Origin of the sequence: Aeromicrobium phragmitis, assembly GCF_003674095.1 — a bacterium.
Lineage (GTDB): Bacteria > Actinomycetota > Actinomycetes > Propionibacteriales > Nocardioidaceae > Aeromicrobium > Aeromicrobium phragmitis.
Genome location: NZ_RDBF01000007.1, coordinates 32,965 through 46,664, shown reverse-complemented (window position 1 = coordinate 46,664; position 13,700 = coordinate 32,965). Strand labels below are relative to the sequence as shown.

Sequence of the window (13,700 nt, the reverse complement as noted above, 5' to 3'; positions counted from 1 at the left end):
AGAAAATGCTTCTTGCTTTACTTTATGCAGTACACGGGCGACGGGTCCGGTCGAGGACCCCGCGCAAGGAGCCTTCATGGAACTCATGATCGACTACATCACCTCGCTCGACGGTTACGGCGCCGCCGATGGCTGGCCCGGCTGGTGGGGCCTCGAAGACCGGGAGTACCTGGACTGGTTGGCTGAGAACTCCCCGGACCAGCGCACGCTGCTCATGGGAGCGAACACGTACCGGCTCATGCATAGCTTTGCGGCATCACAGAAGGAGAGCGTCGACGCACTCGACACCGCCTCGAAGATCGTCTTCTCGAACACTCTCAGCGAGCCGTTGGAGTGGGAGAACTCGCAGCTCGTGCGTGGCGACGCGGTCGAAGCCGTCCGGGAACTGAAGAAGCACAGTGAACGTCCGCTGTCGACCCTCGGCAGTCTCTCACTGTCGCGATCACTGCTCGCAGCAGGACTCGTGGACCGATTTCGCGTCGTGGTCTTCCCGGTGATCACCGGGAAGACCGGACAGGAGCGCATCTACGGCGGCTATCCCGATGTCGTCCTCGACCTCGTCGAAACCCGCACCTTCCCAGGAGGAGCTCAGCTCCTCGACTACCGACCACGCGTGCTCGACGCCCCGCTCCCCCCGGGCCCCGGCAGCGCCTGACCGCACCACCCACGAACAAGGACCACCATGACCGCGACCTACACCTTCGACGTCTTCAGCAGCCTCGACGGGTTCGGCTCTTACAGCGACGACGGCGATTGGGGCGGCTACTGGGGCAAGCAGAGCCCCGAGTTCCTCGACCACCGCCTCAGGCAGTACAACGAGGATCTGCGACTCGTCCTGGGAGCGAACACCTACCGGTCGTTCTCGCAGATGCTGGCATCGGCGAGCGATCGTGACATGCTCTCAACTGTCGACACCGATGGCCTGGACGCCGCCTTCGCCGCTCTTGGTGACCCCGTCCGGCGCACTATCGTGACCCGACTGGCCCACGGCGACGCGACGGTGACCGAACTCGCCGAACCGTTCGAACTCACCCAGCAGGCCATCTCCCATCACGTCGGCGTGCTTCGCCGTTGCGGGCTCGTGGACCAGCGAGTCCACGGCACCCGTCGTCCGTGCCGGCTCAACACCGAACGTCTTCAGTCGCTCTCGACGTGGATCGACGACCAACGCCGGGCGTGGGACGACCGGCTCTCGGCCCTGGAAGCCCACCTGTCGGAATCGGAGACATTATGACCACGACGGAACTTCGCGGTGACCAGCTCATCGCCGCGCGCAGGCTTCCGGCCCCGCCGCAGGTCGTGTGTCGCACCTTCACCACGGCGGGAGGGGTCGCGGCGTTCTGGGGTGGGTCCCACGCGACGGTTCCCGCCGACTCGGTCCGGATCGATTTACGTTCGGGCGGCGAGTTCTCACTCGACACACGGTCCCCCGACGGAGAGGTGCGCCGGCTGCGGTTCATCTACTTAGCTGTCGAGGAACCGACGAGGTTGGCCTTCGATGAACCGGCCACCGGCATCCGCACCAGCATCTCCATCGAGGCCGACGGCGCCGCGAGCTTCCTCACGATCCACCAGAGCAAGCTTCCCGCCGAGCTTCGCACCGACCAGGCGCGCGAGGGCCTTGCCTCGATGGTCGATGCCCTTGCCGCCCACCTCGGCGCCCAGGACTCGAAAGGAGAGGTCACGTCATGACGAACACCGCGCAACGCGCTCTCGTGAACGAGTACATGGACGGGTTCCGCGCCAGCGATCACGCACGAATCCTGGCCACTGTGACCGACGACGTCGAGTGGGTGATTCACGGACACCGCACGACCCGCGGCAAAGCGGAATTCGACAGCGAGATCGACAACCCTGCCTTCATCGGAGGCCCTGAGCTCACGGTCCAGCGAGTCTTCGAAGACGGGCCGGTCGTGATCACCACGGGTGAAGGTCGAGCCGAGACGGTCGGCCACACGCCGTTCCGGTTCGCGTTCAACGACCTCTTCACCTTCCGCGAGGGGCTCATCGCCCGCGTCGACTCGTACGTCGTGCCGCTCCCGCAGTAGCGCGACAGGCCTGGCCGGCCGGGAGGGATTCCGGCACTGAACCAGGAGGGCGAGTCGCGACGGCCGCCAGCTGCGCCAACTCTCGAAAGTTCGCGCTTGACCTTGATGCTGCATCAACCCTCCATGCTCATGACATGAGCTCTCCGCGCGAGGCGGGCGAGCACTGAGTCAAGGAGCAGGACGATGACGAACTTCCTCGACAAAGTCGTGGGCGAGATGAGCGACAAGCGGCGATGGCGCGAGTACAAGGCGCGCGTGAAGGCCCTGCCGGCGGCATACGGCACGGCCGCCGACGGGCTGGAGCGCTACCTCCTGTCGCGCGGGACGGTCACGCGCGCTGACGCGCTCATGTCGATGCTGGAGCAGCTCGCCGACCAGTTCGAACGTGCCGCGGCGGACGGACGGCCAATCCGCGCGGTCGTCGGAGCCGATCCCGTCCGCTATGCCGACGACCTCGCGGCCGCGTACGCCGACCGCGAGCACACCGACCCGGAGCATCAACGGCTGATCGCGACGATCGCCGCCGCAGAAGCACAGCAGGAAAAGGCACACGCATGACAGCGCCGACCTCCTCCCCCGCGATCCGGGTTGACGGCCTGACGAAGTCGTACGGGGACGTCGAGGTGCTCCGTGAGGTCGACTTCGAGGTCGAGCGCGGGACGATCTTCGCGCTGCTCGGCTCCAACGGCGCCGGCAAGACCACCGCAGTGAGGATCCTGGCCACGTTGCTCAAGGCCGACGCGGGAACCGCGGAGGTCAACGGTTTCGACGTCGGCACGCAGCCGGCTGAGGTCCGTCAGTCCATCAGTCTCACCGGGCAGTTCGCCGCCGTCGACGGCATCCTGAGCGGTCGGGAGAACCTGGTACTCGTCGGAAGACTCCGAGGAACTCGCCGACCGCATCGCGATCCTGCACGAGGGACGCATCCTCGTCGACGGGACCTTGACGGAGCTGAAGCAGCTGCTTCCCCCGGCGAAGGTCGAGTTCGTCGAGAAGCAACCGTCGCTCGAGGACATCTTCCTCACCCTCGTCGGCGGCGGAGCCCGAGAGACCCGCGGCGACGCCCTCGCCACACCCACCGACCAGAAGGAGGAAACGTCATGAGCATGCACTTCCTCGCCGACACCGCTGCGCTCACCGGACGTTCGATGAAGCACGTCACCCGCAGCCCGGACACCATCATCTCGACGGCCATCATGCCGGTGGCGATCATGCTGTTGTTCGTGTATGTGTTCGGCGGCGCCATCGAGACCGGTCCGCAGGCCGGTTCGGGCTCCTACATCGACTACATGCTGCCCGGCGTGCTGCTGATCACCGTCGCGATGGGCGTCTCCTACACCGCCTACCGTCTCTTCACCGACTTGCAGGGAGGGATCTTCGACCGCTTCCATTCGATGCCGATCGCGCGGTCGTCCGCACTCTGGGCGCACGTGCTCACCTCGCTGACCGCGAACGTCATCTCGGTGGTGCTCGTGGTGGCGGTCGCCCTCGCCATGGGATTCCGGACCGGAGCAGGGATCGGGGAATGGCTGGCGGTGGCCGGCATCCTCGCGCTGTTCATCCTGGCGCTCACGTGGGTGGCGGTCATCGCCGGTTTGTCGGCGTCGTCGATGGAGGGTGCGACGGCCTTCTCGTACCCGCTCGTCTTCCTGCCATTCCTTAGCTCCGCCTTCGTCCCGACCGATTCGATGCCCGGACCGGTGGGCTGGTTCGCCGAGCACCAGCCGGTGACGGCGATCGTGAACACGATCCGCGATCTGTTCACGGGGCAGCCGGCGGGTGACGGCACCTGGGTCGCCCTCGCGTGGTGCGTCGGCATCTTCGTGGTGGGGTACGCCTGCGCGGCCGTGACCTACCGCCGGAAGATTTCCTGAGGCAGGGTGGGGCCATGCTCACGATCAGCCAGCTCGCCGCGTACGCCGGGGTGACGGTGGCCGCGGTCCGGCACTACCACAAGATCGGGCTCCTTCCCGAGCCCGAGCGCGACCGGTCCGGCTACCGCAGCTACAACGCCGACGCGGTGGTGCAGCTGATCCGGGTGCACGTGCTGGCCAGCGCCGGTGTACCCCTCGCGCAGGTGGAGGATCTCCTGGACGCGGAACTGGCGGAGTTCGCCGCCCGCGTCCAGGGGATCGACAAGCGGCTGCGGACCGAGATCCGTCGCCTCCAGGACACGCGCAAGCGCCTCGCCCGGCTCGCTGCCGGCGACCACCTGGCACTGCCCGCGTCGGTGGTGGGCTATCTCGATCGCTTGCGCGGGCTGGGCGTCGAGGAGCGTTACATCGAGAAGGAACGCGACGCATGGATCCTGGTCACCGCGCAGTTACCCGGCCAGATCGACGACATCATCGAACAGAAGCACCGCGACCTCGACGACCCCGACCTCGTCCGGCTCTACAGTCTGCTGAGCGGAGCCCTCGACTGGTCGGCCGACGACCCGCGCACCGAGGAACTCGCCGACATCCTCGACCGGATCATCACGCGTGCGACAGAAGAGGGCCGCACCGGCGAGCTCGGCTTCGACGACCAGTTCGTGAATCTGCTGGACACCAACACCGCCGAATCCGCGCCTGCCGCCGAACGCGTGATGCAGTTGCTGGAGCAGCGCGGCTGGAGGGGCTGGACCCGCATCGAGCGGGTCCCGACGAAGGCGTGACGACTGACGTCACGGGAGAAGGCCTTTCACCAACGCGTCCACGACCTCATCGGTGGGAGTGTCAGGGTCGATGGGCGAGGTGAGCCGGTCGAACACCAGGCCCTCGATCGCGTAGTGGAACAGGGCGATCTCGCGGCGTCCTCCGGGGAGGCCGGCTGCCTCGTTGAAGGCGATGTCGGCCTCGAGCCCAGCACGCTGCCAGTCACCCAAAGCGCCTGCCAGTTCGGGCCGACGGGCGGCTTCGAGGCGCAGTTCGTAGAGGGCGAGGGTGACCTCTCGATGGGTCATCAGACGTTGCACGATGTCGCGAAGGTAGAGAGCGAACAGCGCGCGGCTCGGCTGCTCGGACGCTCGCCCGGCGAGGACCTCCGGCGTGGGCGCGAGCCGCGTGCCGATCCGCTCGAACAACCCGTGGATGAGCCGCTCGCGACTGCGGAAGTAGTTCGACGTCGTCCCCAGCGGAACGCCGGCCTCGGTGTCCACCGCGCGGTGGGTAAGGCCTCGTGAGCCCTCGCGAGCCAGGACCGCGATACCGGCGTCGGCCAGGGCATTGCGTCGCTCATCGTTCTTCACCATGAGTCGAGGATAGTCCAACCACAGCACCTGCTATGGTCACAATCACTGCACCTGTTGTGATTGGAGATCCGATGCGAGAACTCACCTACTACGTCGCTGTCAGCACCGACGGATTCATCGCCGGCCCCGCCGGCGAGTTCGACCAGTTCCTGTTCGAGGGCGACCATGCCGCCGGTATCTGGCAGAAGTACCGGGGCACCGCGCCAACGGAACTCGCGAACGCGGCGGGCCTCGAGTACGAGAACGGGCCGTTCGACACCGTCCTGATGGGATGGAACACCTACGCCGTCGGCCTTCCCGAGTTGCCCAACCCCTACCGCCACCTGCGCCAGATCGTGTTCACTCGTGACCACGAGCGTCCCGAAGGTGCCGACGACGTCGAGTTCACCGATCGCGACCCGCTGGAGGTCGTTCGCGAGCTGAAGGCTGAGGACGGCGGGGGCATCTGGCTCTGCGGGGGCGGTGCGCTTGCCGCTCAGCTCGCTGACGAGATCGACCGCCTCGCGCTGAAACTCAACCCGGTGCTCTTCGGCGACGGAGTCCGCCTGTTCGGTGACAGGTCGTACGACCCGGCGGCGTTGCGTCCGCTCGCCATCACCCCGTACGAATCCGGCGTCGTGCTCGCCGAATACGCACGCGCCTGAGACGGGCCGACGCTCAGTCGGCTCAGCTCCAGCTCGCGAGCTTCTGCGGGTTGCGGACCGCCCACACCTGCTCGATCGTGCCGCCGTCCGTCGTGGCGAAGGCGAGTACGGCGAGCGTGCGATCCGCTCCGTCAGTTGTCACGAGCCCAGGCTCACCGTTGACGAGTTCTTCGTGGATGGTGAGGCCGGGCTGTCGGGCGAGCACATCGACGAAGAACCTCGCGATGTCCTCGGCTCCGTGCAGCGGCTCGAGGGACGCGGAGACGAGGCCACCGCCGTCGGTGATCGCGGTGGCGCCAGGATCGAGCACGTCCATCAGCCCGGCGAGGTCTCCGGTCTGCCACGCAGCCTTGAACGATCGCACGGCTGCGACATGCTCGGCGCGCGGCACAGGTCGGCGCTGGTGGTCACCGACGCGGCGCCGGGCGGCCGACGCGAGCTGACGACATGCTGCTGGCGTCCGTCCGACGATGCCGGCGATCTCCACGAAGGTGTAGGCGAACACGTCATGGAGGACGAACACCACCCTCTCAGCGGGCGTCATCGATTCCAGGACGATCAGCAGCGCCATCTCGACCGAGTCGCCCACGGTTGCGCGCTCGGCAGGATCTACCGCGCCTGATGCGCCCTGGCTGCTCCATCGGGCGGCCACGGGAACAGGCTCTGGAAGCCACTCGCCGACATACTGCTCTCGACGCGCACGGGCCGTCTTGAGCATGTCGAGCCCGATGCGGCTGGCCGTTGTGATGAGCCACGCGCGGGGATTCGCGATGCTGCGGCGCTCATCATCGCTGAGGCGATGCCAGCGGATGTAGGTCTCCTGCACCGCGTCCTCGGCATCGGCGAGGGAACCGAGGAGGCGGTAGCTCAAGCCGAGCAGAACACTGCGTTCGCGGATCGCGTCGACGAGCTCCGGCGGTTCACCGGACTGCGATGCGGCTCCTGCCGACACTCCCCCTCCTTCCTTCGCGCCCTACGCGGCACACCCGCTCATCGGATCACGCCATCTGTCAAAGAGACGAAACGGGCCGGCGAAGTGTGAGGTGGCAGCGCCCGGATCGGGTTGCCGTGAACGTCACCTCACACTTCGACACGCGGCGTCGTCTCCCTCATGACACGACAACGGCCCTGGAGGTGAGAAGGAGCATGAACGAGCGAATCGACCAGCCGGCCGGTCTCAGGCGGTGCTCGGTTTGACTGAATCCGCCCTCACAACACTCGCTGCAGTGACTGTCGCATGCGTCGGCGCGAATGTGTTCATCGTCGGCGCCGACCTGAAACGTGCCGGCTTCGTCTTGGCCAACTCCGCCGCGGTCGGGTTGAGCCCCACGACACTGCCCTATCTTGCGGCACTCAAGGGCGCCGGGTCGGTCGGACTGGTGATCGGGCTCATCGGCGTCACACTGCTCGGGCTCACCGCCGCACTAGCGCTGGTCATGTTCTACGTAGGTGCCGTCGGTGCCCACATACGAGCGTCAGTCCTGCACAACCTCGCGTTCCCACTCGTCTTCCTCGCGCTCGCGGCGGGCTCCGCCATCTACTTCGCACTCGTCATGACGGCACGGCCGTGACGTGATGACGCCTGCTCACTCGTCCCACGCAACCGGTCACCGAACACGAATGAGAGGAAACCATGCCCAATCCCGTCACGTTCATCAACGTCATCGAGGTCGAACCGTCGAAGCAGCAGGAGGTGATCGACCTGCTGGTCGAGGGCACCGAGAGAATCATCTCGAAGCGGCCAGGGTTCATCTCGGCCACTCTGCTCGCGAGCTTCGACAAGAGCTGCGTCATCAACGTCGCTCAGTGGGAGAGCGCCGACGACGTGAAGTCCACGCAGGGCGACCCCGAGGCGGCCGAGTACGCCAAGAGGACCGCCGCGCTCGCCCAGGCCCATCCGCGCGTGTACACCATCGTCAGCGAGTTTCCCGGACGAGCCGATCCCCTCGTCTTCGGCTCCTGACCGGCGAAGCGGCACGTCTCCGTTGAGACCTGCTGCGCTCCCCCGCGAGTCGTTGGGTCTGAAGTGCTTACGGGCAGCCGGCGACGCCGATGGTGTGCTCGATGGATTGCTCGTCGAAGATCCTGGCCGCGTCGCTGATGAACGAGGCGTACAGATCGTCGTTTGCGCAGGTGCCGGCGACGTCCAGCGTGAGCGTCGCCTTCACCGTGCCGTCGAGGTCTCCGCCAATCGTCCACACGCGCTCGGCGTCGAAGGACACGTCCAGCGCGTCGGCGTCGCCCTCGGCGGCTCGCGCGGCGATCTGGCGCAATGCCTCATTGAGCCCCGGCAGTTCGGTCGTCGTCAGCACGGTGGTGTCGTTCCGGCCCACCAGGTACAAGGCGGTCGGACCGTCGAGAACATCAGCTGCAACATCGGTCAGACGCGCCGCTTCGCCGAGGAAGTCCGCGGCCGCGAGATCGAGGCGAGCCCCGGCGGTGAAACTCTCGTGGACGTCGCGTCCGAGGATCTCGTCGTACAGCGGCGGCCCGGCGTCCATGAACTGTCCCTGCTCGAAGGTGGCCGGATCGAGATCGAACCAGGCGCCGTCAGGGAGATCGAGCGCGAAACCGGCGATCCGGCTCAGCTCGTCATCGGATCGAGTGGCCAGCGGCTGCACCACGCCCCACCCGTCGAAGATCCGCCGCTCGCTGCCGAGCTGGGTGTAGTTGACCGAGACCGCGTGCCGCGCCAGCGCTGGGTCTGACAAGTCCTGGCGAATGCGCCTGAGCACCGCGGCGAGTTGCTCCGGGTCCAGGTCCGATGCCAGGACGACGTTTATGGTGACCTCGCCACGGGGGCTGACGGACCCGTTGAGTCGTTCCCGAAGTACGCGCCGGTGACTGCGGAATTGCTGATCCACCGTGGCCTCAGCCGACGTGACCCCGGGGAGGGCTTCCGCTGCTTCGGCCGCACTCGTCGCGACCACGGCCGCCTCACTGCGTTCCAAAAGTTGAGGGCCGTACCGCGCGCCGATGACGACCAGGACGAGCCCCACGGCAATGACAACGATGAGCCAGCTACGCCCTCTCAGCCAGGCTGCCTGGGCGGTGGGCTCTGTCATCGTGCTCCGTCCTGACGAAGTGCGGACGGAATCGCCGCGGGCTGGATGTTCTGCGTGCTTCGCGGTTGTGAGTTAGCTACGATTCGCCCAGAGGTGAACACCGCACGTCCATATCACACAGGCCCGAACTTCTCGTCCACGTTCACGATTGCATGGCTGGCGATTAAATGACGAATGAACTCGCCGACGGCCGCATCGGTGTGCGTGCGGCCGAGGGAAGTGCCCGGGTACCGGACTCCGCCGACCAGTTGGCCGCCCGGTTCGTCGACACACGAACCTCCCCGAGGACCTAGCGAATTGAACGTTTGGCCACACCGATACGCCTCCGACACGCGACCCTTCCTGCTCTTTCCCATGTCAATGTCAGTGGCAAGAAGCATCATGGAGCTCAATATCCTCTTGATGCGTAACCGAGTGTGAGGCAGGACGACATTGGCTAAAAAGGCGCGTCCTCGTGAGCCGTGGCGAGGCATCCTCAAGGGTTCGGAAGCCGACCGTATGCTGGGAGGCATGGATTACCTTCCCGGCGACAACGCGGAGCTCCGCAAGTCCAGGGGGGCATTCTTCACACCGCCCGCGATTGCAGATCATTTGACAGGTTGGGCGATTCGAGACGACCCCCTGGCGATGGTGCTAGATCCAACCTGCGGCGACGGCGCCTTCCTCATGGCTGCTGGGCAACAGCTCAAGGCGTTAGGACGGCAGACGAGCGATCTGGACAGCCAGGTTTTTGGGATCGACCTGCACGAGGCGTCGCTGCGTGAGGCTGAGCGACTTCTCGCGGAAAAGGCACTCAGCGCCCGCCTGATCGCTTCAGACTTTTTCCTGGTACCCACGCCCGACCAACTCGGATCTCCGTTTGAGTACGTTGACGCGGTGGTCGGGAACCCGCCATTCGTCCGTTACCAGCAGCACTCCGGTGCGTCACGTCAATCGTCAGTGACCGCTGCGCTGCGGCAGGGCGTACGACTAAACGGGCTCGCTTCTTCGTGGGCGGCGAGCCTCGCGCACGCCGCGGGCTTCTTGAAACCCGACGGACGACTTGCGATGGTGCTACCCGCCGAACTTCTAACGGTTGGATATGCCGAACCGATTCGGCGCTGGCTCAAGGAGCGGTTCGAGCGCGTCAACCTAGTGCTATTCGAGCGCCTCCAGTTTAATGACGCGCTCGCCGACGTCGTGTTACTTCTCGCTGAAGGACGAGGCGGCTGCGACGCCTTCTCGCTGTGGCACGTCGAGTCCGCCGAAGACCTTGCACAAGTACGTCCCTACATGCAACGAAACGTAACCCCTCCCGAGTCGGGAAAGTGGACGGATATCCTCATCCCGAATACTGCTCGCGGTCTGTACCGCGAGATTACGTCATCGCACTTCACCACGCTCAGCGACTACGGGACGTCCACCCTTGGGTCGGTGACTGGTGGCAACTCTTTCTTCGCAATGAGCGAGGCAACCCGTCTCGAGTACGGGCTAGAGGAGCCCCAACTCGTGCGCATCAGTCCACCAGGGACACGACACCTGCGAGGCTCCGCCTTTACCATTCAGCAGTGGCGGGCGCTGCGCGACTCGGGCGAGCGAGTCTGGTTGTTCCGGCCCGATGCCAGCGACGAGACCGAGGCCCGCGTCGCTTACACAACTCACGGAGAGTCTATCGGTGTCGATCAGGCGTACAAGTGCAAGATTCGCACACCCTGGTGGCGACCACCGCTCGCTCCCATTCCGGACTTGTTCTTCACTTACATGAGCCACAACTACCCCCGGCTCATTGCGAACACAGCTAAAGCCGGGTTCCTGAACTCCATGCACGGTGTGACTCTGAAAGACAGCGTTCCAAGAGAAGCTGCTGCTGCGTTGCCGTTCATGTGCCTGAACTCCGTGACTATGCTCGGCGCCGAGGTGAACGGGCGCTCATACGGAGGCGGCATTCTCAAAATGGAACCCCGCGAAGCTGCCTCGCTGCCCCTGCCAGGACCCGAGGTAATGGAGAGCGCTTGGGAACAGCTCAAGCCTCTCAAGCCCCAGCTCGATCGCCAGTTGCGAAACGGCTCCTGGACCGAGGTCTCGAAACGTGTCGACGCCGCCGTACTAGGTGCTGCGTGCGGCCTCGGGCAAGCTGAGATCGCACAGTTGCTCTCTGCAGCCCGTGATCTTCGGCGACGGCGGTTACGTCGGGCAGAATGATCCCATGGCTCAGTCCTCCAATCCCGAAGATCAGCAACGAATAGAGCGATTAGTCGGCGTTCCCGGCGAGCGGCTCCTTGATCTAAAGGCTCACATTCAAGACCGCAACGTCACTCGGTTTCAGGAGATCGAAAGCCAGTTCCTCGGACTGCTCTGGAGCATCGACACCTATCGGATCGAGCAAGTGATCCCTCGCGCACCAGCGGGAGCGAAGGTGGCAGGCTACTCTGCCGAGCAACTCGCTGGCGGCATCTATCGCAAGAAGGGCAATTTCTTCTCTGAGATCATCACCGCCATCCTCAGCAACAAGACCGAGAGCCCTCTGGCCCCCCGGGCGCAGGTCAAGGGCTTCTCGCAACTCCACCAGATCGACATCGCATGGCCAGCCCCCGACATCGGCGTCGCTACCGAACCGATCGTGTGCTGTGAGGCCAAGCTGACCGGCGCTCCAGCGTTTGCAGACACGCCAGCTCGCAGCGTTAGGTCCGATTGGACGAACCGCAGGAAGGAACTTAAGTTCCAAGCCACCGATCTAAAGCTCTATCGACAACGCAACAGCCCGGGTATTCGCAATTGGGAGCACTGGCGCCAGAATGCCGCGCCGAAGGTCTATGCGATCTGGGCAGGCCGGCTAGAAACTCCAACAGAGCACGAGTACATGGTGACGCAGGCACGGGAACTCACGGAAACCTACCTCGACCGGGTGGGAGTCTATGGTTTTATTACGAATGACGCCGGCGACGGGTATATGCCCGCCACCGACGCTACCCGGGTCGCTGAGAGAGTAACAAGCCTCGATGCCGTCCTCGACCTAATTGCCGCGGAGATCGCCGAGCATCGCGAAACTGCGCACCAAAGCACTCGTCTGTAGCGGGGACCTGCTCCCACCCGGCCCGGGTAGCACTCTCAATCACGGAAAGTGACCGTGGGCCCACAAATCTCGGTGAGCAGGCTTTCTACACGCGCAACCCGCTCACGAATCAGGAGCGGCCAATCGAAAAGGTGATTGCCGAGCTCGTCAGTAGGCAGAAGCTGCCGCTCCAGCGCCCGTACGTCTACTTCCTTTTCCGAACGCAGCCCGAGCGGCCGGGAGCGCAGTCCCCGAACTCCCGCTTTCTCGGAGAGTACCTGTCCCATGGCGAGAAGATGCGGAGCCGGAGCGTCTGCCGATAGCGCAGTGCGAGGAAGCACACTCACCATTGAAAGGTTGTCGCTCGCCTCGTTGAAGAGCTCTGCTCCAGTAACAAGGTCCCAAGGCTGCCGGGACATAATCAGCAGCCGCACGGCCCGCCAAAGGGCACCGCTATTGCTTCTCGTCGCCGTCCGGAGGCGCTGTCGCGATATTTCGTAGCGCGGAATCTGGCCCAGGCCTTCCGCAATGGCAGCTCTCAACCACACGTAGTCGTCCACGGCTACGGTGCTGGACGCCGTGTCATAACTCGACGAGAAGGAGCTTCCCCAGAGCCAGGCGATCAGCAGTTCTCGGCTCTCTTCGAGGTCATGGTCCACAGCCAGCGCAGCGAGAGGCAGTAGTTGCGCCTTGTAGGGAAGCCAACTGATGTCTGCGCACCCGAGGCTCGCGAGAAAAGCGGCCGCCGCGTCCATGGCATCAACGTGGCGATCCCATTCCCTTTGAACGTCGTCTGGACTGAGTCGTAGAACGGCTGGCTGGCGAACGTCCTGAAACGCGCTTCGCAAGGCGATGATTTGTGCAACCGCAAGCCCATCTTCTCCGATGAACTTATCGAGATTGGGCCGCTCCTCACGCGCTGCCTCCCACACCTCCCGAAGGTTCCAATCCTCGGTGTACGAACGCGCAACGAGTAGGTCGAAGGTCGACAACCTCATGCCCGTCTTGTTTATGCGCTCGAAGATTCGCGCTACAGCTTCCGGTTGGAGGCCACGGCCAAGTAACATGGACGGAAACTTGTACCTGTGCGCATGACTCAGAATGTTCTTGTAGAGCGTCGCCAACCTCCTTGAGACCTCGGGCCTCTCACCCGCTGGTAGCGCCTCGACTAGTTCGTCACGCCACTCGTAGAAGTCGGCCGGCGTCCTCGCAACCGAGAGCGGAACTAGCCTACCCTCGCGGAGTGCCGCCTGGGTATCTGGGCGCGCCAACTCACTCTCCTTGAGCACCACTAAAGCGTCCTCTACAGCCTCCGCGGTCCTAAGCCCATCCGCTGCCAACTCGGCTTTTATCGCATACATTTTGTCGCCCGCGCCGCGGAAAGCGTGGAAGAGGCTAGTCAAGCGCTGCTGGCCGTCGAGTACGACGTATTCAAGCGCGGCACGACGAACAGGCGGCGCGGAATCGAACTCGCGAACCTTGAAGAAGGATGGGTCGCCGGACATCAGGAGCAAACTGCCAGCGGGCCATCCACATAATACCGTTGCCAATAGACTGACGACGTCAGGTTCGTTCCAATCGAAGTCTCTTTGAAAGTTCGGGAGCGCAACCGTACCCGCATCAATTCCATCGAGCAGGGACAAAAGGTCCAAGTCTCTACTAAACGAGCCGTTCACAACA

At 64.5% G+C, this 13,700-nt stretch carries 17 protein-coding genes and 1 pseudogene; 14 read left to right on the top strand and 4 right to left on the bottom strand.

The annotated features are described in order from the left end of the window. Nucleotides 1-76: 76 nt before the first annotated feature. The 9 genes and pseudogenes from D9V41_RS10480 to D9V41_RS10440 all read left to right on the top strand — a co-directional run bounded on the left by D9V41_RS10480 (nt 77) and on the right by D9V41_RS10440 (nt 4,704). Nucleotides 77-655 (top strand): dihydrofolate reductase family protein, encoded by a 579-nt coding sequence (locus D9V41_RS10480; RefSeq protein WP_121794512.1) that lies wholly within the window; start codon nt 77-79, stop codon nt 653-655. Nucleotides 656-682: 27 nt separating this feature from the next. Beyond that, complete coding sequence (locus D9V41_RS18490) at nt 683-1,234, top strand: ArsR/SmtB family transcription factor (RefSeq protein ID WP_243697233.1); 552 nt, start codon at nt 683-685, stop codon at nt 1,232-1,234. Beyond that, a complete protein-coding gene (locus D9V41_RS10465) occupies nt 1,231-1,692 on the top strand; it encodes an SRPBCC family protein (protein ID WP_208006828.1) in 462 nt (153 codons plus the stop codon). The genes D9V41_RS18490 and D9V41_RS10465 overlap by 4 nt, the downstream gene beginning before the upstream one ends. After that, nucleotides 1,689-2,048 carry a nuclear transport factor 2 family protein gene (locus tag D9V41_RS10460; RefSeq protein WP_121794511.1) on the top strand — a complete coding sequence of 120 codons (360 nt, stop codon included), beginning with the start codon at nt 1,689-1,691 and terminating at the stop codon, nt 2,046-2,048. The genes D9V41_RS10465 and D9V41_RS10460 overlap by 4 nt, the downstream gene beginning before the upstream one ends. A gap of 183 nt (nt 2,049-2,231) precedes the next feature. Then, complete coding sequence (locus D9V41_RS10455; protein ID WP_121794510.1) at nt 2,232-2,606, top strand: DUF1048 domain-containing protein; 375 nt, start codon at nt 2,232-2,234, stop codon at nt 2,604-2,606. Next, nucleotides 2,603-2,905: pseudogene (locus tag D9V41_RS18605) on the top strand (ATP-binding cassette domain-containing protein); the annotation flags it as partial. The gene D9V41_RS10455 and the pseudogene D9V41_RS18605, both read left to right, overlap by 4 nt. An 85-nt stretch (nt 2,906-2,990) precedes the next feature. After that, nucleotides 2,991-3,152 carry a hypothetical protein gene (locus D9V41_RS18600; protein ID WP_279432346.1) on the top strand — a complete coding sequence of 54 codons (162 nt, stop codon included), beginning with the start codon at nt 2,991-2,993 and terminating at the stop codon, nt 3,150-3,152. Further along, nucleotides 3,149-3,922: an ABC transporter permease gene (locus tag D9V41_RS10445; protein WP_121794509.1), complete on the top strand. Its 774-nt coding sequence runs from the start codon at nt 3,149-3,151 to the stop codon at nt 3,920-3,922. The genes D9V41_RS18600 and D9V41_RS10445 overlap by 4 nt, the downstream gene beginning before the upstream one ends. Before the next feature lie 14 nt (nt 3,923-3,936). Further along, nucleotides 3,937-4,704 (top strand): MerR family transcriptional regulator, encoded by a 768-nt coding sequence (locus tag D9V41_RS10440; protein ID WP_121794508.1) that lies wholly within the window; start codon nt 3,937-3,939, stop codon nt 4,702-4,704. Nucleotides 4,705-4,713: 9 nt separating this feature from the next. On the opposite strand, the gene D9V41_RS10435 is transcribed toward D9V41_RS10440, so the two are convergent. Beyond that, nucleotides 4,714-5,280: a TetR/AcrR family transcriptional regulator gene (locus D9V41_RS10435; RefSeq protein WP_121794507.1), complete on the bottom strand. Its 567-nt coding sequence runs from the start codon at nt 5,278-5,280 to the stop codon at nt 4,714-4,716. A gap of 71 nt (nt 5,281-5,351) precedes the next feature. Here D9V41_RS10435 and D9V41_RS10430 point away from each other — a divergent pair, with 71 nt between their 5' ends. Further along, nucleotides 5,352-5,924 carry a dihydrofolate reductase family protein gene (locus tag D9V41_RS10430; protein ID WP_121794506.1) on the top strand — a complete coding sequence of 191 codons (573 nt, stop codon included), beginning with the start codon at nt 5,352-5,354 and terminating at the stop codon, nt 5,922-5,924. Between the two features lie 22 nt (nt 5,925-5,946). Here the strand turns inward: D9V41_RS10430 and sigJ are convergent, their stop codons facing one another. After that, a complete protein-coding gene (gene sigJ, locus D9V41_RS10425) occupies nt 5,947-6,876 on the bottom strand; it encodes an RNA polymerase sigma factor SigJ (RefSeq protein ID WP_208006827.1) in 930 nt (309 codons plus the stop codon). A gap of 274 nt (nt 6,877-7,150) precedes the next feature. Here sigJ and D9V41_RS10420 point away from each other — a divergent pair, with 274 nt between their 5' ends. Together D9V41_RS10420 and D9V41_RS10415 are read left to right on the top strand one after the other, a co-directional pair. Continuing rightward, nucleotides 7,151-7,495, top strand: coding sequence for a DoxX family protein (locus D9V41_RS10420; protein WP_208006826.1), 345 nt, complete (start codon nt 7,151-7,153; stop codon nt 7,493-7,495). A gap of 62 nt (nt 7,496-7,557) precedes the next feature. Beyond that, complete coding sequence (locus tag D9V41_RS10415) at nt 7,558-7,887, top strand: antibiotic biosynthesis monooxygenase family protein (protein WP_121794505.1); 330 nt, start codon at nt 7,558-7,560, stop codon at nt 7,885-7,887. Between the two features lie 67 nt (nt 7,888-7,954). Here D9V41_RS10415 and D9V41_RS10410 read toward each other — a convergent pair whose 3' ends face one another. Next, nucleotides 7,955-8,989: a hypothetical protein gene (locus D9V41_RS10410; RefSeq protein ID WP_133434168.1), complete on the bottom strand. Its 1,035-nt coding sequence runs from the start codon at nt 8,987-8,989 to the stop codon at nt 7,955-7,957. A gap of 510 nt (nt 8,990-9,499) precedes the next feature. Here D9V41_RS10410 and D9V41_RS10405 point away from each other — a divergent pair. Both D9V41_RS10405 and D9V41_RS10400 read left to right on the top strand, forming a co-directional pair. Beyond that, nucleotides 9,500-11,170: an N-6 DNA methylase gene (locus D9V41_RS10405; RefSeq protein ID WP_166375998.1), complete on the top strand. Its 1,671-nt coding sequence runs from the start codon at nt 9,500-9,502 to the stop codon at nt 11,168-11,170. A 4-nt stretch (nt 11,171-11,174) separates the two neighbouring features. After that, nucleotides 11,175-12,041 carry a hypothetical protein gene (locus tag D9V41_RS10400; protein ID WP_121794502.1) on the top strand — a complete coding sequence of 289 codons (867 nt, stop codon included), beginning with the start codon at nt 11,175-11,177 and terminating at the stop codon, nt 12,039-12,041. 35 nt (nt 12,042-12,076) lie between these two features. Here the strand turns inward: D9V41_RS10400 and D9V41_RS10395 are convergent, their stop codons facing one another. After that, on the bottom strand, nt 12,077-13,696 hold the full coding sequence (locus tag D9V41_RS10395) for a DUF262 domain-containing protein (protein ID WP_243697243.1): 1,620 nt from the start codon (nt 13,694-13,696) through the stop codon (nt 12,077-12,079). Nucleotides 13,697-13,700: the final 4 nt, after the last annotated feature.

Excerpts from the sequence above, each read along its gene's own strand:
- D9V41_RS10480 (WP_121794512.1), top strand. The coding sequence starts at position 77 with ATGGAACTCATGATCGACTACATCACCTCGCTCGACGGTTACGGCGCC.
- D9V41_RS18490 (WP_243697233.1), top strand. The coding sequence starts at position 683 with ATGACCGCGACCTACACCTTCGACGTCTTCAGCAGCCTCGACGGGTTC.
- D9V41_RS10465 (WP_208006828.1), top strand. The coding sequence starts at position 1,231 with ATGACCACGACGGAACTTCGCGGTGACCAGCTCATCGCCGCGCGCAGG.
- D9V41_RS10460 (WP_121794511.1), top strand. The coding sequence starts at position 1,689 with ATGACGAACACCGCGCAACGCGCTCTCGTGAACGAGTACATGGACGGG.
- D9V41_RS10455 (WP_121794510.1), top strand. The coding sequence starts at position 2,232 with ATGACGAACTTCCTCGACAAAGTCGTGGGCGAGATGAGCGACAAGCGG.
- D9V41_RS10445 (WP_121794509.1), top strand. The coding sequence starts at position 3,149 with ATGAGCATGCACTTCCTCGCCGACACCGCTGCGCTCACCGGACGTTCG.
- D9V41_RS10440 (WP_121794508.1), top strand. The coding sequence starts at position 3,937 with ATGCTCACGATCAGCCAGCTCGCCGCGTACGCCGGGGTGACGGTGGCC.
- D9V41_RS10435 (WP_121794507.1), bottom strand. The coding sequence starts at position 5,280 with ATGGTGAAGAACGATGAGCGACGCAATGCCCTGGCCGACGCCGGTATC.
- D9V41_RS10430 (WP_121794506.1), top strand. The coding sequence starts at position 5,352 with ATGCGAGAACTCACCTACTACGTCGCTGTCAGCACCGACGGATTCATC.
- D9V41_RS10415 (WP_121794505.1), top strand. The coding sequence starts at position 7,558 with ATGCCCAATCCCGTCACGTTCATCAACGTCATCGAGGTCGAACCGTCG.
- D9V41_RS10410 (WP_133434168.1), bottom strand. The coding sequence starts at position 8,989 with ATGACAGAGCCCACCGCCCAGGCAGCCTGGCTGAGAGGGCGTAGCTGG.
- D9V41_RS10405 (WP_166375998.1), top strand. The coding sequence starts at position 9,500 with ATGGATTACCTTCCCGGCGACAACGCGGAGCTCCGCAAGTCCAGGGGG.
- D9V41_RS10400 (WP_121794502.1), top strand. The coding sequence starts at position 11,175 with ATGGCTCAGTCCTCCAATCCCGAAGATCAGCAACGAATAGAGCGATTA.